This is a genomic window from Aquisalinus luteolus (assembly GCF_009712425.2).
GTDB lineage: Bacteria > Pseudomonadota > Alphaproteobacteria > Caulobacterales > Parvularculaceae > Aquisalinus > Aquisalinus luteolus.
In genome coordinates, this window is record NZ_VCJR02000002.1 from 179,172 (window position 1) to 199,768 (window position 20,597).

Sequence of the window (20,597 nt, forward strand, 5' to 3'; positions counted from 1 at the left end):
ACCTCTCTGGCCTGCAACGGTGCCCTCTAACTATGGTTGTCATTGTTAGTCTGCCTCTTTATGGATTGCCGCTGAACTTTCCGTAACCTCAGGAAGACTGTCCATGGCCCATACCTACGATCTTGCCGCCGTTGGCAACGCGATTGTCGATGTTCTCGCCCATTGCGATGACGAATTTCTAGTCACTCACGACATCACCAAGGGCGGGATGATCCTGATCGGCGCAGAGCATGCGCTGACCGTCTACAAGGAAATGGGCGAGACCCAGGAAATCGCCGGCGGGTCAGCTGCGAACTCCACAGCCTGCCTCGCCTCGCTTGGCGGGACAGCTGCCTTTATCGGCAAGGTCGGTCGTGACCGACTGGGCGATGTGTTCAAGGCATCGATGGAAGATGTCGGCGTGAAATTCGTTGCCGCCCCGATGGCAGATGAAACCCCGACCGGGCGTTGCCTGATTAACGTCACACCGGATGCTGAGCGCTCCATGCTGACCTTCATCGGCGCGGCAGAGCATGTCAGCGAAGCCGATGTCGACGAAGAGGTCATCAGCGCCGCGGCTGTCACCTATTTCGAAGGCTACCTGTTCGAGCAGCCGGTCGCCCGCAAGGCGATGGAAAAAGCCGCAAAAATCGCCCGCGCAGCAGGCCGCAAGACGGCGATCACCCTGTCTGACAAGGGCTGCGTCGAACGCCAGCACGGCAACTTTGTGCAGTTCATCAGGGATCATGTCGATATCGTCTTCGCCAATGAAGAAGAAGCAAAAGCGCTCGCCGAAACCAATACGGTCGAGAAAGCGGTCGAGAAGCTGAACGGCATCTCGCCTTATCTCGCCATTACGCGCTCCGAGAAGGGCTCGATCGTGATGGGTCCGGACAGCCCGGCTGAAACAGTTGATGCCGTTGCGCCAGAACAGCTGGTCGATACCACGGGCGCCGGCGACGGCTATGCTGGCGGGTTCATCTATGGCCTGACCCGCGGCATGCCGCTGGCGACCTGCGCAAAACTCGGCTCGCTCGCAGCCTCTGAAGTCATCAGCCATATGGGCCCGCGCCCGCAAAAGTCGCTGGAGCACATGGCGAAGGATCACGGTCTGATCTGAGCGATCCTTACGGCGTCAAGATATCGACACATTTTGACATTGAAAAGATAAAGGTCAGCCCTTGCGGCTGGCCTTTTCTTCATGGCCCGATTGGCCGGTGCGGCCTGCCAGCTTTTCGGCAACGTCGGCAGGCTCGACACCCGCTGAAGCCATCAGGACAAATAAGTGATAAAGCGTGTCCGCTGCTTCAGACGCCAGCTCATCTTTCTTGCCCAACGCCCCGGCAAGGGCCGCTTCGACCGCTTCCTCACCAAACTTCTTCGCGCAACGCTCCGCACCCTTCGAAAGGAGAGAGGCTGTGTAGGAGCTCTCAGGATCGGCGCCCCGCCGGGACTCGATGGTCTCCCACAACGCTTCCAGCTGTTTTCCCAGCCCCTTGTAATGGAGATCATCCATGGGCATGCTCCGCGTCCAGCCGCATGCGAAGACCGGCTTGGGCCATGTATTGTTTTGCCTGCGGAATGGTATAGGTGCCGAAGTGGAAGATCGAGGCGGCCAGCACTGCGGAGGCGCCGCCATCACGCACACCCGCAACGAGATGATCAAGCGTCCCCGCACCGCCCGAGGCGATCACCGGGATATCCACAGCATCGGCGATGGTGCGCGTCAGGGCAATGTCATAGCCATTCTTGACGCCATCCTGGTCCATGGAGGTCAGCAGGATCTCGCCTGCGCCCAGCCCAGCCACTTGCTTGGCAAAGGCGACGGCGTCGATGCCGGTCGGCTCGCGCCCGCCATGGGTATAGATTTCCCATCTGCCCGGCCCGGTCTGGCGGGCATCGATGGCGACGACGATGCATTGCGCGCCGAAGACCTGAGCGGCCTCGCGCACCAGATCCGGGTTTTTCACCGCGGCGGTGTTGATACCCACTTTGTCAGCCCCGGCCAGCAACAATGCGCGGACATTCTCGACCGAACGCACGCCACCGCCGACGGTCAGCGGCATGAAGCACCGCTCCGCCGTGCGGCTGACAATGTCAAGAAGCGTTGCCCGGCCCTCATGGCTGGCAGAGATATCGAGAAAACATAGCTCGTCCGCGCCTGCGGCATCATAGGCGGCTGCGGCCTCGACCGGATCGCCTGCTTCGCGCAGATCCTCGAACTGCACGCCCTTGACGACGCGCCCGTCTTTCACATCAAGGCAGGGAATGATCCGGGTCGTCAGCATCAGGCTTGCTCCTGCCAGAACGGCGACAATTTTTCGAACGCCCGCCAGGCTTCGAGCACGCGGTCACCCTGCCCGGTCAGGCCACGTTGGGTCCAGCCGGTGACATAGCCAGCGCCCGCCTCGATCTGTAGACGGTCCTCCGAGCCGAGATCGCTCTGTGCGACCCGCATCACCATGTCCCGCGCGACAACGGCATCGTTCAGTGCGCCAAATTCATCCTGAAGCAAAGAGAGGGCAGACAAATACGGATTGCGCTCTTCTTTCACATAAAGCGGGCGGAAAGCATGCAGGGCATAGCGCAGTTTTTTAAGCTCGACGCGCAGCGGATGGCGCGAATGCGGCGGTGCTTCGGCGAGGGTCTGGCCCGTCGCCTCGACCTTGGCCAAGGCCTTGCCGAGCGCTTTCTTCGCAAACTTCCGCGCCGGTTTTTGCAGGCGCTCATCATCGCGCCACGGGGCGCTTGCGAGCAGGACCTGCAGGCGCACACAGAACCCGGCAAAGCCAGGGTCCTCGTCGACCAGTCGCATTGCCGCACGCTTGTCTGCCTGACGGATCAGGTCGGCGTGATGACCCAGCGCCTCCAGCCCTTGCCGTTCACTGTCCCCGGGCAAGCCAGTCTCAAGGATAGCCGGCAATGTCTCCTCGACAAACACATCGAGGTCGCGAGCTTGCCCAAGCACAGAGGCGGTCCGTTTTGCCTCCGCAACAAGATTATCTCGCTGATCTTCCGGCAGATGTTTCCTGAACAGTTTCAGGATCGAGCGCAGGCGGCGCAGGCCGATACGCAGCTGCTTGATCCCCTCCGCATCGCCAAGACGGGCGGGCGCGATATTACCGAAAATCTGGACAGCAGACGCCGCAAGCGCCTTTTCCAGCACATCGGCAGCTGTCGCCTCATCGGCCAAATCGTAGCGCGGCGCCTTGACCGGGCCGCCGAGGTCTTCCTGTAACAGGTCTCGTCCGATCTGCTCCGGCGTGCGAATCACAGGGCCAAGGCCCGTTGCCTCAGCCAGCGCAATGGCAAAGCCGTTCAGGTCTTCAATCTTTCCGTCGTCAAGTACCAGTTCCGCCTGCCCCACGCGCTGCGACAGAAAGCGGCCATCCTCCGGCCACGCGAATACGCGCCCGGTCTCCAGTGTCAGGGTGAGCGCACTGTCGCCATAGCGCAGCGGCACGACGCGGCGGTTCAGCTCCGTGCGCAGGCGCAACCGCATGCGCGACGGCTCTGCACCTGCCTGATCGAGTTTCAGATTGGTCTGCATGCGTGGCAGGCCGGACTTTCCCTCGCCGCCAAAATCATATGAAATGTCGAGTGGCGCGCCCTCCGGCAATTGGCCGGAAATGGTCTGCACCATGGTGCCGTTCTCGCGCTTCAGCTCCATGACGATGCCGGAGGACAGCGTCGCGTCCTGCCCCGGGCGATCGCGCCAGGTCGAGATGATGTCCGCCTCGAAAGCAGGGCCTGCACGATGGGAGGTGACTAGATCGAGCGACCGGCAGGCATCAACAGCCCGTTCCTGCCCGCCCAATCGGAGAGACGGGCGGACCGCACTGTCGCGCTGTGCCTGCTCCGCTATGCCGTCCATGCCACTCATTCAGTGTCCTTTACTTCGCCGCTTTAATCGCTTCCGCCGGGTCGATGCGCCCGTCATAGAGCGCCTTGCCGATGATCACGCCCTCGACGTCGGTGCCCATAAGCGCCATGACGTCATCCAGAGAGGCGACCCCGCCGGAGGCGACCACCGGAATAGAGACCCTTTGTGCCAGATCAGCCGTCAAATCCACGTTAACGCCGGTCAGCGTGCCGTCGCGGGAGATATCAGTGTAAATGATCGCCGCGACCCCCGCATCCTCGAACCGGAGGGCGATATCCTCGATCGTATGCTCGGAGGTCTCGCCCCACCCTTCGGTCGCAACCTTGTGGCCATGGGCATCGATGCCGACAACGACCTGGCCGGGGAAGGCTTTCGCAGCCTCCTTCACCAGTGCCGGGTCCTTCACCGCCGCCGTCCCGAGGATGACCCGGGCAAGGCCGAGCTCCAGCCACTTCGCCACAGAAGCCATCGTTCGAATGCCACCGCCCAGCTGCACCTTCACGTCGGTCGCCTTGAGGATCGCCTCCACCGCGTCAGCGTTTGCCGCTTCACCTGCGAAAGCACCGTCAAGATCGACACAATGCAACCAATCGAAACCGGCAGCCTTGAACTTTCCGGCCTGGTTGGCGGGATCGTCGTTGTAGACCGTCTCGGCATTCATATCGCCCTTGAACAGGCGCACGCAGCGCCCGCCCTTCAGGTCGATGGCGGGATAGAGGGTAAGGCTCAAAGGTCAGGCTCCTAAACTTCTGGTTCCCATGTCAGGAAATTTCTGATCAGCGCCATGCCATAGGCCTGGCTCTTTTCCGGGTGAAACTGCACGCCGAGGATATTGTCGCGCCCGACGGTGGCAACGATCTCGCCGCCGTGGTCCGTCGTCGCCAGCACATGCGCGGGGTCGTCCGGCACCATATGGTAAGAATGGACGAAATAGGCATGGTTATGGGCCGGCCCGTCATTGGGCAGCACCGCGTGCCGCTCGCCGCTGACGACGTTCCAGCCCATATGCGGCACCTTGAAGGAAGCATCGCGCGGGGTGATCTTTTTGACCGTCCCCGGCAGCCAGCCGAGGCCGGGTGTGGACCCGAACTCCTCCGACCCACTCGCCAGCAATTGCATGCCGACGCATATGCCAAGGAAGGGCCGTTTCGCCTCCAGAACGGACTTCTCCAGCGCTGCGACCATGCCGTCCACCGCCATCAGGCCGCTATGGCAGGAGGCGAAAGCGCCGACGCCCGGCAGCACGATCCGGTCGGCGGATGTCACCGCGTCCGCATCGCTCGTCACCTCAACGCTCGTGGCCAGATCATGCTCTGCGATCACTCGCTCGAACGCCTTCAGCGCCGAATGGAGATTGCCGGAGCCATAGTCGATGATAACCGTCTTCTGCATGGGCCCCCCTTTGCCACAGAGTTATGCGGTAAGACAGGCCAAAACCGCCGAAAGGCAAGAAAACGCACAAGAAAAAAGCGCCCCTCGGGGCGCTTTCATCATTCAGGCAAAGAACCGAAGATTATTCCTCAGCGGCTTCTTCTTTCATCTCGCAGGCTGCGATTTTTCCCAAGGAGGCCTCGGACAGGCGAACCACGTCTTCCGGTCCCATCACGGTCATCATTTCTGCTGCGAACTCCTCGTCGCTGTCGACTTTCTTGGCGAGACAGCCGCAATCGGTGTTGCCGCCATATTCGGCCTGGTACTGCTTACAGCCTTCCTTGAACTGCTTGGCGCCTTCGCTCAATTCGCCATGATCGTGAGCGGTAGCCGCGCCGAACAGGCCGAGGGCCATGGCGGCGGCACTTGCGAACAGGATTTTTGTCATCGGATTTCCTTCCCCAGGTTTGGCGTTGCGTCGCGCGCAACCCGTTAACCATATCGCAGGAAGGTGCCCGTGTAACGGGTTTTAAGCGCGAATTACTGCTTAATTAATAGAAGGCCCTGACCAGACTAGAGCATGCCCTTGGTCGACGGCATGGCCCCGCCCTCGCGCGGATCGACGGCCACCGCCATGCGCAGGGACCGTGCGAGCGCCTTGTAGCAGCTCTCCACGATATGGTGGTTGTTCTCGCCATAGATGTTCTCGACATGCAGCGTGATGCCGGCATTCATGGCAAAGGCGTGAAACCACTCGCGGAACAGCTCGGTATCCATCTCGCCCAGCTTGTCGCGGGTAAAGTGGACCTTCCAGATCAGGTAAGGGCGCTTGGACACATCCAGCGAAGCGCGGGACAGGGTCTCGTCCATCGGGATGTAAGCATGGCCGAAGCGGGTGATGCCCTTGCAGTCACCCAGCGCCTTGGCCACCGCCATGCCCATCACGATGCCGACATCTTCCGTGGTGTGGTGCCCGTCAATATGCAGGTCGCCCTTGCAACGCACTTTCAGGTCGATCAGCGAATGGCGGGAGAAACCCTCCAGCATATGGTCGAGGAAGCCGATGCCGGTTTCCACGTCATACTGGCCGGTGCCGTCGAGATTGACGGAAACGCTGATCTGCGTCTCCTTCGTGTCGCGGCTGATCTCTGCGGTGCGGGCGGTCATGATAAGCAATCCTTCTGTCGCGCCCTGACATAGGGCACGCGGTTCAGAATGGCGACAAAATATTGATAAGGGGTGAGGTTTCAAGCGTTTATGCGTTAACACCCGCCAGAGACGGGTGGCGGCGCGATCACTTTACGCCTATCTGGCGGTTGAGACAGTGACCCGCACCGGCTAAGGACCCCTCCATGACTGATCAACTGACTATGCACGGCACCACCATCCTCTCCGTCCGCCGCAATGGCGAGGTCGCCATCGGCGGCGACGGCCAGGTCTCCCTCGGCAATACGGTGATGAAGGGCGATGCCCGCAAGGTTCGCCGCATCGCCAAGGGCAATGTGATTGCCGGGTTCGCGGGCGCCACCGCCGATGCCTTCACCCTGATGGAGCGGCTGGAAGCCAAGCTGGAGCAATATCCGACCCAGCTGATGCGCGCCTGTGTCGACCTCGCCAAGGACTGGCGCACAGACCGTTACCTGCGCAAACTCGAAGCGATGATCATCGTCGCGGATAAAGACACGACCTTAACCATAACCGGCATCGGGGACGTTCTGGAACCGGAACAAATTGACGGTGGCGGCGTCACCGCCATCGGGTCCGGCGGCAATTTCGCCTACTCGGCCGCACTGGCGCTGTACAAGAACACCGATATGAGTGCGGAGCAGATCGTGCGCGAGGCCATGGCAATCGCCGCCAAGGTTTGCATCTACACAAATGACAGCCTCACGCTGGAACAGATTCCCGCGAAGACCGGCGCGTGAGCCGCCTCTTCGAAGAGCTCGACTACCAGCACACCCCGATCGGGATGATCGCCCTGCGGCGGCGGTTCTATCCGGCGCTCGACCGCGACATTTACGAAATCATCCTGCGCGACGAGCACCTGATGTCGGATGCCTTCACCGCGTCGGAGAGCGCTTTGGCGAGGCTGGGACTGGAAGCCTGCAAAGGCGACAAACTCGATGTGCTCGTCGGTGGGCTTGGGCTGGGCTATACCGCCAGCGCTGTGCTGGAAGACAGCCGCGTCGCGTCCCTCACCATCTCTGAGTATCTGGCGCCAGTGATCGACTGGCATTGCCAAGGCCTTGTGCCGCTGGACCCACCGCTGGCTGGAGACGAGCGCGTGACCTTCGCCGAGCAGGATTTCTTTGCCCGCGCCGCCAGCGAGGGCGGCTTCGATGACGCGCAACCCGGACGGCAGTTCGATGCGATTCTCGTCGATATCGACCATTCGCCGGAGGCGCTGCTCAATGACGGCAACGCCGGGTTCTATACGCCCGATGGCTTGGCCGCCCTCGCCCGGCACCTTAAACCCGGCGGTGTTTTCGGGCTGTGGTCTGACGACAGGCCGGATGAACGCTTCACTTCCAGGCTACAATCGGTCTTCGCTTCAGCCAGTGCCGAACCGGTCACCTTCCACAATCCGCTGCAGGACAAGCCCTTCACCCAGACCGTCTATCTCGCCCGCAAGGCGTGATTTCTCCACACCTTCACACACTGTAACACCACGCATGTTGCGGTGCGCCGGGCCTCGGCCTAAGTACCGGTGACCAAAACAGTATCAGGACGCTTCATGACCACCTTTTCGCCGCGCGAAATCGTTTCCGAACTCGACCGCTTCATCATCGGCCAGCAGAAGGCCAAGCGCGCCGTCGCCGTTGCCCTGCGCAATCGCTGGCGCCGCCGCCAGCTGGATGGCCTGCTGCGCGAGGAAGTGACGCCGAAAAACATCCTGATGATCGGGCCGACCGGCGTCGGCAAGACCGAGATTTCCCGCCGCCTGGCCAAGCTGGCCGGTGCGCCCTTCCTGAAGGTCGAGGCGACGAAGTTCACTGAAGTTGGCTATGTCGGCCGCGATGTCGATTCCATCATCCGCGACCTGGTCGAGGTCGCCGTCGGCCTCGTGCGCGACAAGAAGCGCGACGAGGTCAAGGCCAAGGCCCATCAGATGGCCGAGGACCGCGTGCTGGAAGCTCTCGTCGGCGAAAACGCCAGCGAAGGCACGCGCCAGTCCTTCCGCAAGAAGCTGCGCGAGGGCGAGCTCGATGACCGCGAGATCGAGATCGCGCTGACCGATACCGGCCGTGGCGGCATGCCGACCATGGATATCCCGGGCATGCCGGGCGCCCAGATGGGCATGATCAACCTGTCTGACATGATGGGCAAGGCCTTCGGCGCACCGAAAAAAACCCGCCGCCTGAAGGTACAAGAAGCCTATGAGCCGCTGGTTGCCGAGGAATCCGACAAGCTGCTGGACGAGGAGAGCCTATCCGCCGAGGCTGTCGAACTGGTCGAGAATGACGGCATCGTCTTCCTCGACGAGATCGACAAGGTCACCCGCTCCTCCGAAAAAGCTGGCGCAGATGTCTCCCGCGAAGGGGTGCAGCGCGATTTGCTGCCGCTGATCGAGGGCTCGACCGTCACCACCAAATACGGGCCGGTGAAGACCGACCACATCCTGTTCATCGCGTCCGGCGCGTTTCACATTGCCAAGCCGTCCGACCTCTTGCCGGAATTGCAGGGCCGCCTGCCGATCCGGGTCGAGCTCGATGCCCTGACCAAGGAAGATTTCCGCCAGATCCTGACCGACACTGAAGCCAGCCTTATAAAGCAATATCAGGCACTTATGGCGACAGAGGGCCTGACGCTGGAATTCACCGAGGATGGCATAGACGCCCTCGCCGACAAGGCGGCGCTGGTCAATGCCAGCGTGGAAAATATCGGCGCGCGCCGGCTCGCCACCATCATGGAAAAGGTGCTGGAGGAGATTTCCTTTACCGCCACAGACCGCGGCGGCCAGAGCGTGACCATCGATGCAGCCTTCGTCGAGGACAATCTCGGCGACCTCGCCGCCAATGCCGACCTGTCGAAATTCATCCTGTAACCGGTAAAGCTCACCCCGGGCCTCAGGCGACATAGGCACCCCGGAGGCGTCGTGGGGGGTAGCGCAACGGTTAATAAATGGATAAAATCCCTTGGAAAGTGGGGATTTGCGCATGGCTGACGGCAGCTCTATCAAGACTCAGTCGCTCGGAACTGGCGGGTTTATTGCCTATCAGGATGAAGAGCATGGCCTCGGCTTCCAGATCGCATCGGAGCTGGCAAACGGCACACGCGGCGCTGGCGGACCGGCCGGCGACCATGGCAAGCAGTCGGCCTTTTCCTATCGCCTGACGAGCCCGCGCCGCACAACCGCAGACACGCTCGCCTCGCTCATCTCCAATGATGCCGAGCTGGCCGTCGTGCCGCTTCAGAACGACCGCGCCGGCTATGACAAGAAAACCCTCGCTACACTGATCGATTTCCAGGACTATGAAGTCGTGGCCGAGAAGTCTGCGAGCGACCAGTATGTTCTGGCCGTGCCGAGTGCCATGGTGGAGGAACAGGCAGAGAGCGCCTTCCCGTCTTCCTATCGCGCCGGGTCCGTTGGCACTCTCGCCAATGGCCGCGCAGCGCAGACCGCGATCCGCCGCCGCATCGGCACCATCTATGCCTCGCCTGACGCGCTCGACCGTTGCGGCGCCGCCGTTGACGGCTTCCGGGCACAGGGCATAGAGATCTCCCGCCTGCCGGAACATTCCAATCCGTACAGGGATGTTCTGAACGAGGCCTATTTGCTTCTGGATCCGGAGCGCACCATCCAGACCAGCTTCTCAGAGGCCCATAACAGCCTGAAGCGCACCAGCGAGATCAAGGGCAAGAACTATGGCAAGCCGCTCGTTGGGGTGTTACTGCCGCTTGATGTCGTGCTGCTGGGCGACCGCAATTACCATGCTGACGCCAAGGATGCGACCCTCAGCGCCGACTATGTCGTCGTCGACCAGGGCCTTGTCGGCGGGCGCGGGATCGAAACACACTTCCTCGTCGTCAAGCGCAAGCAGCCAAAGACCGGCAAGCCGGGCAAAGGTGCCAAAGGGGAAAGCGCGGCAGACAAGATCGCCGGTGATGGCGGTATCGTTGCAGGCCTGATGGCAAAGATCGGCTTCAACACCTCCCGTCATGTCCGTGTACTGCTGAAAGTCGACACGCGCGGACAGGGTGTCGCCGATACGGCGGAACTGACGGACGTGATGAACCGCGGCGGATTGCGCCATACGCCGATCGTGCTGAACGACCGGCCGGACACCCTGCCGACGGTGTTCGAGATCGCCGTTCATTCCGACGCCGACCGAAAGAATCTGCACAAGGTCCTGACAAAGGCGTCCAATGCGGACAAGGGCTGGCAGGCAAAAGTGCTTGGTTGCTACGCCTCGGACCGCGTCATGCCGGATGCGCCTGTTGCAGCAAAGACGATGCCTGCGGCGGTGTGGGTCTTCCTCGCTGGCGGGTTTGCCCTTGCGGGGGCGATTGCCACCTATATGCTGATGAGCTGACCTGCAGGTCGTCAGCCCCGGCGCTGCTTTTTCAGGAAAACATAAAACGCGCCGGAGCCGCCATGGCGCTGGTGCGACTGACTTATCGAGGCGATATGCTCCCTGAACGGACCATCGGCCCAGTCGAGGAAGCGACGCCGCAAAATGCCGCGCGAAACCTGATAGCCCGGCATCGTATCCGCATCGGGCGCGCCCTTGCCGGTAATCACCAAGACCGTTGCATGACCGATGGCGCGGGCCTGTTGCAGGAAACGCGACAGCGCCACGAAAGCCTGTTCCTGGCTTAATCCGTGCAGGTCCAGTGTTGCATCGATGGGCCGCCGCCCGCGCGAGACGTGGCGTGTCTGGCGCGGATCGCCTGCCTCGTCCACGGGCTGCCTGACAGCCAGACGCTGTGTCTGCCCGGAAGGTTTGTTGGTGACGATACGGCGCTGGATGGTCGAGCGGGGGCTGGCATCTTTCTGGCTCGCGGTTTCTTTCACCACAGGCGCATCAGCCTGCTCGTCCACATCAGGCATGCGCACAGGCGGCATCGGGCGGACGGATGTCGTCAGCCGCTGCCACAGCCTGCTCTCATCAGGCGTCAGCTTGCGCTTGCGTGCCATCCCCTTCCAGCCTTTCGATAATGCTCAAGGGCAACAGCGTATACATTCGGCCAGTCCGGCGCATCAACCCTGCCTGTCCACCCGCCTCGCTGCCGCTGCCGATGAAGACATCGCCGCGCACCGGCCCGCGGATCGCCCCGCCCGTATCCTGCGCGATGAACAGGCGCTGCATCGGATAGGGATGGTTATCATCCGTATCGAGATCGACCCAGACCGGCGCACCGAGCGTATGATAACGCCGGTCCACCGCCAGCGAGCGCATCGCCGTCAGCTGGATGCCCTGCGCCCCGAAGGGGCCGAGCGCCGGGTCTTTCTCCTCCGTCACCAGACGGAAAAAGATGTAGGACTCATTGACTTCCCGCACCTGCGCCGCCGCCTCTGCCGGTGCCGATTCCAGCCATTCATAGATCGACTGCATGGAAACCTGTTCCAGCGTCATCGCGCCGATGCGAACCAGCTCCCGACCGATTGCGGTATACGGATGACCATTGGGCGCAGCATAGCCGACATGAACATCGCGCCCGTCGATGGACAGGCGACCGGAACCCTGAATCTGCAGGAACAACAGGTCGTTCGGGTTCATCCAGGCCAGCACTTCCGTCTGTGGCCTGTCGCGCATGATCTGGGCATGGGTGTCGTAGGGCACGAGCTGGCCGTTTTCCACGCGGCCCGCCAGGCGCGTGCCTGCCAGCTCTGATCGAAAGGTGCCGAGCTCTATCGTCACGAGATCGCTCGGGCGTGTCAGCACCGGCGCAGAGAATTCGTCCGTGCGCGTTGCCGATGCCGGATAGATCGGCTCGAAATAGCCGGTGAACAGGCCGTCCTGGGTCATCATCGGGGCGGTGTCGGCCTCGACGACAGGCTGCGAAAATTGTACGGGGGCGAAATTTGCCTCGAAGAACGCCCGCGCCTCATCAAGCGTCACGTTACCGCTCTGGACCAGTGCCAGCGCGGCCTCGCATGGCCCCTGCCAGTCTGCGCTTGTGCCGCCAAAGCTGACCGGCTGGTCCTCTGCCAGATACTCGACCGGATTTGCCGCAGCCTCAGCCGGGCGCGCCTGCAGCGCTATGCAGGAGCGCAGGAAGGGTTCCAGCGCCTCGCGGTGATTGTCGACGGCCCAACCCGGAAGGGCATCAAAAGTGACGACCTCATAGCCGAGCGGCGGCAGCTCGACAGACCGCGTCACCGGCTCGTCTTCCTCACCCCCGAAGGGAAGCTTGATCAGCAAAAGGACGATAAAGGCGACGATGGCGAGCGCGGCGATCGCCTGCCATATGCGTGTCTGAAGATGCATCCTGTTCCTCGTCCAGAAGGGTCCCGGATAGACTATGAGGCGTCAGTTGCCCCGGGCCCAGAATCTCAAATGGTCGGCTCAGGATGCGTCCGGTGCGGAGCCGCCTGTTTCGACAAGTATCCAGTTCGGATCGCGGCTCTTTAACGGCCGGGCAAAGGTCCACCTGTCGCGCACAAGGTCGATCCGGTTCGGGTCGCCCTCGATGATCTCGCCATTCTGGTCACGCAGGACACGCACCTGGTCGGAGCGGAAATCGACGGTGATCCGCAACATGCCGTTCTCGACATTGTATCCGGCAAAACTCGCATTCTCGATGCCGACGAAATTCAGTTCGGATGTCTGGCCGGCATCGCGGCGCGATTTAACCGCCGCCTCGAAGGCACGATAGACACCCGGATCGAGATAGGGCTTGACCTCAGCCAGCCTGTCTCCGGCGAATGCCTCGACGATCATCTCATAGGCCGACTTTGCCCCGTACAGAAACTCACCGGCGCGGAAATCCGGCCAGGCATCGCGGATAGGCTCGGCCCAGCCAGGCTCGTTCTCCGTGCGGCTCACCGGCTCTTCCGGCATGGTAGCCTGCACATCCTCTGCCTGCTTGGCAAAGGGCGGCTCTTCCTGCTCGTCCGGCTCGTGTCCGCCACGGGTGCCGAGAACCGTATAGAGACGGTAACAGATGAAGCCCGCGAGGGCGGCGAAGATGATAGTCGTCAGGTCCATAATGCTTTCTGCGGTTATTGGGCGCGGCGAGGCAAGAGGTTTCAAATATGCCTCACAAACCTATATATGTCCCACAGGTAAAAACCTAGGGCACGCGGCGCAACCGCTTTTCGATATCGTGTCCGACAGCAACGCACGACATGCCTTGGAAGGACAGACCCAATACCATGATCCTGTACCTCTTTCTCCTGTTGATCGCACTGCCCTTCATCGAGATCTACGTGCTGATCAAGGCGGGCACGGTTTTCGGCGCTGGCTGGGTGATCCTCGCGACCATCGCCACCGCCGTCATCGGCGGCGCCATCCTGCGCTGGCAGGGCCTGCAGGCACTGAACCGGCTGCGCAGCGACATGCAGAGCAAACAGGCACCGGTCGAGGCTGTCGTCGACGGCGTCTTCCTGCTGATCGCCGTTCCATTTCTCGTCACGCCGGGCTTTGTCACCGACGCCTTCGGTTTCCTGTTGCTGGTGCCGTTCGTACGCCACGCCATTGCCCGGGCCTTCCTGAATAAGATCAAGGGATCGATCGAGCGCGGCGAAACCCGCATCATGTTCCGCAAGTTCTAGGTTCCGGATCCTGGGCCAGCCATAAAGCCCCTTGCGGGCCTTCCCTCCCCGCCATAAGGTTGCGAGCGATAACAAGACAGGTCACCAAGACCGTTCCGGGAAGGAAATGACATGCTGAAATCAAGGTTTTTGGCCGGCGCATTCGGCGCGGCGTCCGTAACCGTTCCGGTTCTTTCCGCAGAGGCCGCGCCGCAGCTCGCGCAAGTCTTTACCGATCGCATGGTTATCCAGCGCGACAAGGCCGTACCCGTCTGGGGCATAGCTGAGCCGGGCGAAAGGCTTACCGTTTCCTTCAATGGCCGCACCTATCGCACCACCGCCGACCGCGATGGCCGCTGGCAGGTCAGCCTGCGCCCGACCGATGGCGGCGGGCCCTACACCCTGTCCGTCAGCAATCGCGACGGGGCGGATATCAGCATCGATGACGTCATGGCTGGCGATGTCTTCCTGTGCTCCGGCCAGTCCAACATGGAATATCCGGTCGAACGCGCCCTCAACCCTGATCGCATCCTGGGGCAGTCAGAAGACAGCACCCTGCGTCTGTTGAAAGTGCCCAAGGCCTCGACCCCTGCGCCGGTCTACACCTTTGGCAGCGAAACGTCGTGGCAAACGGCTGATGCGGGGTCGGTCGCCGGTTTTTCCGCCGTCTGCTATTTCTTCGCAAAGGATCTGCAGGCCGATGTCGATGTGCCCATCGGGCTGATCGATGCCTCCTGGGGCGGATCGCAGATCGAGGCGTGGATGAGTGCCGCAGCGCTGGCACAAACCGGTCTCGACGATGACAAGCTCGACATGCTCGCCGCCTATGCCGAGGACCCCGTAGCGGGAGCGGCAAAATTCGGTGCTGTCTGGGAAGACTGGTGGGCGAGCGCCATGCCGTCCGACCCGGCTCCATGGGCCTACAAAGGGGCTGACTATGAGCGCTGGAAGCCGGTCCCGATCCCGCATACCAGCTGGACCGTGTGGGAGAACGAGACGACCGGCAATCACAATGGTATCGTCTTTTACGCCACCACCGTTTCCCTGACCGCAGAAGAAGCGGCCGCCGCCAACGCGCTCTCACTCGCCCGGATTGACGAAGTCGACGTCACCTGGATCAACGGGCAGTTCCTCAATTCCACCTTCGGGTGGGGCACGCCGCGAACCTATGACCTGCCGGACGGAATGCTGAAAGAAGGCGAGAATACCATCGTCGTCAGCGTCTATAGCGGATGGGACCAGGGCGGCATGACCGGCCCGACCGAGGATATTGCCCTCATGCTCGCCGGCGGGGACGCCATCCCGCTCGGCGACAGCTGGACCTATAATGTCATCCCGACATCTGTAGGCGCACCGCCGAGCCCGCCATGGACCTCCGTTACCGGCCTCACCGGCATGTATAATGCCATGATCGCGCCGCTCGGCGAGATGCCCCTGAAGGCGGCGCTGTGGTACCAGGGCGAGTCCGATGCTGGCCAGCCGCAAACCTATGATGACTATCTGGCTGCCATGATCGAAGATTGGCGGGGCCGTTTCGGTAGCGAAATGCCGTTTGGCGTCGTGCAGCTTGCCAATTTTGGCACTCTAAGGTCCGGGCCGGTCGATTCTGGCTGGGCCGGACTACGGGAGGCCCAGCGCGCCGTTGCGGCTGCTGACCCGAGTACCGGCCTGATCGTCAGCGTCGATGCCGGCAATGCCCGCGATATCCACCCGGCGGACAAGCTTGTGCTCGGCCAGCGCGCGGCCCGGCTGATGCGCGACCTTGCCTATGGCCAGGATGTCGCCACGGGACCCATCGCCACGAGCGCGACTGCACGAGACGGGAAGATCATCGTCAGCTTCGACGAAGTGAACGGCGCGCTTTCCGTCATTGGCGGTACCAGCCCCAACGCCCTTGAACTCTGCCCTGCCGATGAGCCGTGCCGTTATGTGACTGCATCGACCAATGGCAGTGACCTCGAAATCGATACCGATGTGATCGATGGCGAGGTCCGTTACTGCTGGGCGGATGCACCGATCTGCACCCTTTACGATGATTTCGGCCTGCCGGCTGCGCCGTTCGGGCTGATGGTCCAGCGGGAATGAGACGCGGCTGACACTCAATTCCCCCGCGCTTGCCGGATTCAGGCAGGCGTGGTAGCAGCCCATTCTTTCAGAATCAGAATTTCCCCATAAGGATCATATCATGTCCGAAACGAACAACATTGGCCTCGGTGATGGCCAGACTGGTGACCAGCCCAAAGGCGCCGTGATGCGCGTGGCAAGCCAGTACGTAAAAGACCTCTCCTTCGAGAACCCTAACGCCCCGATCTCCATGCAGCAGGCGCAGGAAAAGCCGGAAATCCAGCTGGAGGTAAATCTCGGTGCCCGCCCGATGGGCGACGACTTTCCCATGGGCAAGGACTTCTTTGAAGTCGAAATGTCGATCAGTGCCCGCGCCACCAACCGTGACACGAAAGACCTGCTCTATGTCGTAGAGACCAATTATGCAGGGCTGTTTCTGATCCAGAACGTTGCCGAACACCAGATGGGCGCTGCCCTTCTGGTAGAGGGTCCAAGACTTCTGTTCCCCTTTGCCCGCCAGGTAATCGCCGAAGCCGTGCGCGGAGGTGGCTTCACCCCGCTGATGCTGGAGCCGCTCGACTTTGCCGGCATGTATCGTGCCCAGCTGGAGCAACGCGCCTCGCAACTGAAGGCCGCGGGACAGAATTCGGACGGTAGCGAGCCACCGGCTGGCCAGGCCTAGTCTTCCCTGAAATCCGATCAGGCCAATCAGCCCGCTTTGAGCAGTTTTGCCCAGAGCGGGCTTTCCATTTCTGCCACAAAAGCAGCGTGGGCCGCTTTTTCCTCTTCCGAGACGGAGAGGTTCAGGGGCGCCGGTCGCTGCAGCGCCTTGCCGCCGATCGAACCGTCATCCTCGCCGTCGCGCAGCGTGGCAAAATCGAGCCCTGCCTGCGCCCCGCCGGTCAGCTCGATATAGACCTCGGCCAGAAGCCTGGAGTCGAGCAGTGCCCCGTGGCCGTGCCGCTCGCGTTCTGTCGTGTCGATGCCAAAACGCGAACACAGCGCATCGAGCGAGGCCGGCGCCCCCGGAAACTTGCGCCGGGCCAGTTTCAGCGTGTCGATGACGCGATTGGCCAGTTCCGGCAGTCCGCACTTCTTCAACTCGAACTGGATGAAGCGCATGTCGAAATCGGCATTGTGCGCGATCAGCTCCGCATCGGCGATGAATGCGCAAAATGCCTTGCCGACGCTGTCATGGGAAAAGAGCGGCTTGTCCTTCAGGAAGGACGCCGACAGGCCATGCACGCGCTCGGCATCCGGCGGCATGTCGCGCTCCGGATTGATATAGACATGGAAGGAGTTGCCGGTGATCGCGCCGCGCACCAGTTCGATCGCACCGATCTCGACAACCCTGTGCTCTCCGGGATCGAAGCCCGTCGTTTCCGTATCGAAGATGATTTGCCGCATGGCTGGATATCAGCACTGTTTGCCCGAGCCGACAAGGATTTCGGGAAGTTCCGCAGGCCCTCAGTAAGCGTACTTTTCCAGAATCTGGCGGTAAGCATCGCTCACCTCTGCCGCTGTTTCCTCCAGCGAGAGATCGGTCCGGATAACGTAGTCGGCGCGGGCGATCTTCTCGCCCTCCGGCATCTGGCGAGCGACGATGGATCTGTACTTTTCCTCTGTCATGCCCGGCCGCACCAGCACGCGCTTGCGGCGCACCTCCTCGTCGGCTGTGACGACGACCACCGCCTGGAACGGTTTCTCCAGATGTTTTTCGAACAGCAGCGGGATATCCATGACGCAGGATAAGGCCCCTGCCCGCTGCGCCTTGTCGAAAGACACCGCCCGGTCTGCCGCGACCAGCGGATGAACCACCGCCTCCAGCGCCGGGAAGTCGCCGGGGTTGGCCAGCAGGTGGGCTGACAGCTTTTCACGGGAGACGGCACCGGACTGGATAACGTCCGGGAACAGCTCTGCAACCGGCTCCACGGCCGCGCCACCCTCAGCATAAAGACGATGGACGGCATCATCGGCATCCCATGTGTGGGCACCAAGGCGCGCAAACATCGCCGCGACCGTCGACTTGCCCATGCCGATAGAACCCGTGAGCGCTATCGCGACCGGCGGAATACGCCCGAGCAGCCTGTCTTCCAGATGCTCCATCAGATCCGGCGTTACCGCCGGCCGAATGCCGGTCCAGTGCTCGAACCCCGGAACTGCCTGATTTGCCAGCATGGCAAGGCCATTGAAGGTCTTCAGGCCCCGCGCCCTTGCCTGTGCGAGCAGCGGCGTCTCCAACGGCGTATAGATGATATCCGCTACGATCATGTGATCCGGTGCCGCCGACAGGTCGACCTCCAGTGGCGGCTGGCCATGCATACCGAGAGAGGTGGTATTCACGACAAGGTCGTATGCGGACAGGTTATCGGCAAATTTTGACCAGTCGACGATTTCTGACAGGCACTCAAAGCGGGACTTTAGCCCTTCCGCCTTCTGCCTCGTGCGATTGCTGATATCGATGTTCTCAAACCCGGCGCGGTGCAGCGCCATGAGTACGGCAGGTGCAGCGCCGCCCGCCCCAAGAACCAGAGCGCGGGACTTGCGCTCAGGCCTTACAGCCATGACCGAGGCGTAGAATCCCTCTTCGTCTGTATTATCCGCATGGACCTTGCCATCATAGAATACCAGCGTGTTGGCGACGCCCAGTGCCTTTGCCCTGTCGCTGACAGTGTCCGCCACCTTGAAGGCATTTTCCTTGTGCGGAATAGTCACGTTTATGCCGGTGAATTCCTCGGCTTTCAGGCGCTCGACAAGCTGGCGGAACTCTGCCTCGCCGCCCTCGCACGGCATATGTTCATACGAACCGGCAACACCGTGTTTCCTGCGCCACCAGGCATTGACGACAGGCGACAGCGAATGACCGACCGGCCATCCTGCAATCGCACCCCTGAATCGCGCCTGTGTCATCAATACCCCAACTGTTTCTGTTCCCGCAGGAACGCCAGCAAGGGCAGCAAGGGCAAGCCCAGAATGGAGAAATAGTTGCCATGGACCTGGTGGAAAAGCCGGGCACCGACGCCTTCAAGCTGATAGGCGCCGACGGAGGACAATATCCCCTCACCTGCTTCGGCCAGATATCGATCTATGGTTTCATCGCTCAGTGTACACATGGTCAATGTCGGATAGTCGATCACCTGCCACATCACATCACTGCCCCTGGCGATGCAGGCGGCACTGTAGAGCGTATGCGTGCGACCGGAAAATTCCTTCAGCCGCACCCTCGCCTCGTCCATGTCGACCGGCTTGTCATGGAGCTTGCCGTCGAGACCCAGAACCTGGTCGGCCCCGATTACGTAAGCGTCCTCATTCTGCTTGCTGACGGAGAGGGCCTTGGCTTCGGCAAGCCGCATGGCGATATCGCGCAGATCGTTGCCGGCGGCCCAGCACTTTTCCTTGATGCTTGCCTCATCGACATCGCTCGGCACGATCTCGAAAGGCACGCCCGCATTGCGCAGCATCTGCGCCCTGATCTGGCTGCCTGAGGCAAGAATGATCCTGCTCATGATTTCCGTCCCGACATCTCGTACTTTTATTCGTGGCCGGCGCGCTTTGCCGACAGCTTGGAGATAATCTGCGCGGCAGTTTCTTCAACGGAACGCCGCGTCACATCGATCACCGGCCAGCCCTTGCGCAGGAACAATCTCTTTGCCTTGGTTACTTCCTGCCGCACGGCGGTGGCATCGGAATAGTCCATCGTCTGTTGCTGGTCGAGATTTTTCAGCCGGCTCTCGCGGATCTGCACCAGCCGGTCAGGGCTGGCGGTGAGGCCGATGACCAGTGGCTTTTTCAGGGTTTCCAGCTCCGGCGGGTGATCATTGGTCGGTACCAGCGGCACGTTTGCGGCCTTGAGCCCGCGATTGGCGAGATACATGCAGGTCGGCGTCTTCGATGTGCGGCTGACCCCGACAAGCACGACATCTGCGGATTCTAGGTCCCACAGCATCTGCCCGTCGTCATGGGCAAGGGTGTAGTCGAGCGCGGCGATCCGCTGGAAGTAGTTCTCGTCCAGCGTATGCTGCGCAGCGGTCTGCATGGTCTGTTCGAGGCCGAGATAGCTGGCAAAGGCATTGAGCAGGGGGTTCAGCACCGGTATGGCCGGCAATTGCAGCTCGGCCGATTTCACTTCCAGGTGCCGGCGCAGGGCAGGGTCGGCAATCGTATACAGGATAATACCGGGCGAGCTTTCGATCCGCGCCAGCACTTCATTCATCTGCTTGCGTGTGCGCACCAGTGTCGAGACATGTTCAAGCGGGCTTGCGCCTTCAAACCGTGCGGCGGTCGCTTTCAGCATGGTACTCAAGGTCTCGCCGGTCGAATCCGACACCAGGTGGACGTGAAAATATGTTTTTCCGGGCACTACCGGTTGCGCAGCTGCTTCTGCCATGTGGATAAAACCTCTATCTCTCCCCGATACAAGTCATCGCACCATACGCCCAAAGCGTTGTGCCCACAAAGGGAAGAATCATTCCCGGTTTTCCCCGGCGAAACTCTATCCCCAGCCATACCGGGAGAAAGTGATATAGCGCACGCTATCCAGACATTACGCACAGGACCGGTAGTACCGGTCATACCGTGAATGCTTAATGAAAGATGAATATC

General features: G+C 61.4%; 22 protein-coding genes. 8 read left to right on the top strand and 14 right to left on the bottom strand.

All coding sequences use genetic code 11. The features are described 5' to 3' along the window. The first annotated feature begins 103 nt into the window (after window positions 1-103). Window positions 104-1,099 carry an adenosine kinase gene (locus FF098_RS09260; RefSeq protein WP_155139802.1) on the top strand — a complete coding sequence of 332 codons (996 nt, stop codon included), beginning with the start codon at window positions 104-106 and terminating at the stop codon, window positions 1,097-1,099. A 54-nt stretch (window positions 1,100-1,153) separates the two neighbouring features. On the opposite strand, the gene FF098_RS09265 is transcribed toward FF098_RS09260, so the two are convergent. The 7 genes from FF098_RS09265 to hisB form a co-directional block, all read right to left on the bottom strand. Further along, window positions 1,154-1,495, bottom strand: a complete 342-nt coding sequence (locus tag FF098_RS09265; protein WP_155139804.1) for a phosphoribosyl-ATP diphosphatase — start codon at window positions 1,493-1,495, stop codon at window positions 1,154-1,156. After that, window positions 1,488-2,267, bottom strand: a complete 780-nt coding sequence (gene hisF, locus FF098_RS09270) for an imidazole glycerol phosphate synthase subunit HisF (RefSeq protein WP_155139806.1) — start codon at window positions 2,265-2,267, stop codon at window positions 1,488-1,490. The genes FF098_RS09265 and hisF overlap by 8 nt, the downstream gene beginning before the upstream one ends. After that, window positions 2,267-3,862, bottom strand: a complete 1,596-nt coding sequence (locus FF098_RS09275) for a CYTH and CHAD domain-containing protein (RefSeq protein ID WP_155139808.1) — start codon at window positions 3,860-3,862, stop codon at window positions 2,267-2,269. Before FF098_RS09275 ends, hisF begins: the two co-directional genes overlap by 1 nt. A gap of 10 nt (window positions 3,863-3,872) precedes the next feature. Beyond that, on the bottom strand, window positions 3,873-4,592 hold the full coding sequence (hisA, locus tag FF098_RS09280) for a 1-(5-phosphoribosyl)-5-[(5-phosphoribosylamino)methylideneamino]imidazole-4-carboxamide isomerase (protein WP_155139809.1): 720 nt from the start codon (window positions 4,590-4,592) through the stop codon (window positions 3,873-3,875). An 11-nt stretch (window positions 4,593-4,603) separates the two neighbouring features. Beyond that, window positions 4,604-5,254, bottom strand: a complete 651-nt coding sequence (gene hisH, locus FF098_RS09285; RefSeq protein ID WP_155139811.1) for an imidazole glycerol phosphate synthase subunit HisH — start codon at window positions 5,252-5,254, stop codon at window positions 4,604-4,606. Between the two features lie 121 nt (window positions 5,255-5,375). Next, a complete protein-coding gene (locus FF098_RS09290; protein ID WP_155139813.1) occupies window positions 5,376-5,681 on the bottom strand; it encodes a hypothetical protein in 306 nt (101 codons plus the stop codon). 125 nt (window positions 5,682-5,806) lie between these two features. Next, complete coding sequence (gene hisB / locus FF098_RS09295) at window positions 5,807-6,400, bottom strand: imidazoleglycerol-phosphate dehydratase HisB (protein ID WP_155139815.1); 594 nt, start codon at window positions 6,398-6,400, stop codon at window positions 5,807-5,809. Between the two features lie 185 nt (window positions 6,401-6,585). Here hisB and hslV point away from each other — a divergent pair, with 185 nt between their 5' ends. The 4 genes from hslV to FF098_RS09315 all read left to right on the top strand — a co-directional run bounded on the left by hslV (window position 6,586) and on the right by FF098_RS09315 (window position 10,767). Beyond that, window positions 6,586-7,158: an ATP-dependent protease subunit HslV gene (gene hslV, locus FF098_RS09300; protein ID WP_155139818.1), complete on the top strand. Its 573-nt coding sequence runs from the start codon at window positions 6,586-6,588 to the stop codon at window positions 7,156-7,158. Continuing rightward, window positions 7,155-7,871 (top strand): polyamine aminopropyltransferase, encoded by a 717-nt coding sequence (locus FF098_RS09305; RefSeq protein WP_166426453.1) that lies wholly within the window; start codon window positions 7,155-7,157, stop codon window positions 7,869-7,871. Before hslV ends, FF098_RS09305 begins: the two co-directional genes overlap by 4 nt. A 96-nt stretch (window positions 7,872-7,967) precedes the next feature. Further along, window positions 7,968-9,278 (top strand): ATP-dependent protease ATPase subunit HslU, encoded by a 1,311-nt coding sequence (gene hslU, locus FF098_RS09310; RefSeq protein WP_155139820.1) that lies wholly within the window; start codon window positions 7,968-7,970, stop codon window positions 9,276-9,278. Between the two features lie 112 nt (window positions 9,279-9,390). Next, window positions 9,391-10,767: a hypothetical protein gene (locus FF098_RS09315; RefSeq protein WP_155139822.1), complete on the top strand. Its 1,377-nt coding sequence runs from the start codon at window positions 9,391-9,393 to the stop codon at window positions 10,765-10,767. An 11-nt stretch (window positions 10,768-10,778) separates the two neighbouring features. On the opposite strand, the gene FF098_RS09320 is transcribed toward FF098_RS09315, so the two are convergent. From FF098_RS09320 to FF098_RS09330, 3 genes are all read right to left on the bottom strand, one after another. Next, window positions 10,779-11,372 carry a Smr/MutS family protein gene (locus FF098_RS09320; protein WP_155139824.1) on the bottom strand — a complete coding sequence of 198 codons (594 nt, stop codon included), beginning with the start codon at window positions 11,370-11,372 and terminating at the stop codon, window positions 10,779-10,781. Next, on the bottom strand, window positions 11,344-12,666 hold the full coding sequence (gene mltA, locus FF098_RS09325) for a murein transglycosylase A (protein ID WP_155139826.1): 1,323 nt from the start codon (window positions 12,664-12,666) through the stop codon (window positions 11,344-11,346). The genes FF098_RS09320 and mltA overlap by 29 nt, the downstream gene beginning before the upstream one ends. Window positions 12,667-12,744: 78 nt before the next feature. Continuing rightward, window positions 12,745-13,386, bottom strand: a complete 642-nt coding sequence (locus FF098_RS09330) for a Tim44/TimA family putative adaptor protein (protein WP_155139828.1) — start codon at window positions 13,384-13,386, stop codon at window positions 12,745-12,747. Window positions 13,387-13,553: 167 nt separating this feature from the next. Here FF098_RS09330 and FF098_RS09335 point away from each other — a divergent pair, with 167 nt between their 5' ends. The 3 genes from FF098_RS09335 (at window position 13,554) to secB (ending at window position 16,677) form a co-directional block, all read left to right on the top strand. After that, on the top strand, window positions 13,554-13,952 hold the full coding sequence (locus tag FF098_RS09335; RefSeq protein ID WP_166426454.1) for an FxsA family protein: 399 nt from the start codon (window positions 13,554-13,556) through the stop codon (window positions 13,950-13,952). Between the two features lie 111 nt (window positions 13,953-14,063). After that, window positions 14,064-16,016, top strand: coding sequence for a sialate O-acetylesterase (locus tag FF098_RS09340; RefSeq protein ID WP_155139832.1), 1,953 nt, complete (start codon window positions 14,064-14,066; stop codon window positions 16,014-16,016). A gap of 100 nt (window positions 16,017-16,116) precedes the next feature. Beyond that, on the top strand, window positions 16,117-16,677 hold the full coding sequence (gene secB / locus FF098_RS09345; protein WP_155139834.1) for a protein-export chaperone SecB: 561 nt from the start codon (window positions 16,117-16,119) through the stop codon (window positions 16,675-16,677). Between the two features lie 26 nt (window positions 16,678-16,703). Here secB and dnaQ read toward each other — a convergent pair whose 3' ends face one another. Genes dnaQ through FF098_RS09365 form a run of 4 tightly spaced genes read right to left on the bottom strand, consistent with a single transcriptional unit; the run spans window position 16,704 to window position 20,382 of the window. Then, a complete protein-coding gene (gene dnaQ, locus FF098_RS09350; RefSeq protein ID WP_155139837.1) occupies window positions 16,704-17,402 on the bottom strand; it encodes a DNA polymerase III subunit epsilon in 699 nt (232 codons plus the stop codon). Between the two features lie 60 nt (window positions 17,403-17,462). Beyond that, on the bottom strand, window positions 17,463-18,905 hold the full coding sequence (locus FF098_RS09355) for a shikimate dehydrogenase (protein ID WP_155139838.1): 1,443 nt from the start codon (window positions 18,903-18,905) through the stop codon (window positions 17,463-17,465). Beyond that, complete coding sequence (locus FF098_RS09360) at window positions 18,905-19,501, bottom strand: Maf family protein (protein WP_155139840.1); 597 nt, start codon at window positions 19,499-19,501, stop codon at window positions 18,905-18,907. Before FF098_RS09360 ends, FF098_RS09355 begins: the two co-directional genes overlap by 1 nt. A gap of 26 nt (window positions 19,502-19,527) precedes the next feature. Next, window positions 19,528-20,382 (bottom strand): pyruvate, water dikinase regulatory protein, encoded by an 855-nt coding sequence (locus tag FF098_RS09365; RefSeq protein ID WP_155139842.1) that lies wholly within the window; start codon window positions 20,380-20,382, stop codon window positions 19,528-19,530. Window positions 20,383-20,597 lie beyond the last annotated feature (215 nt).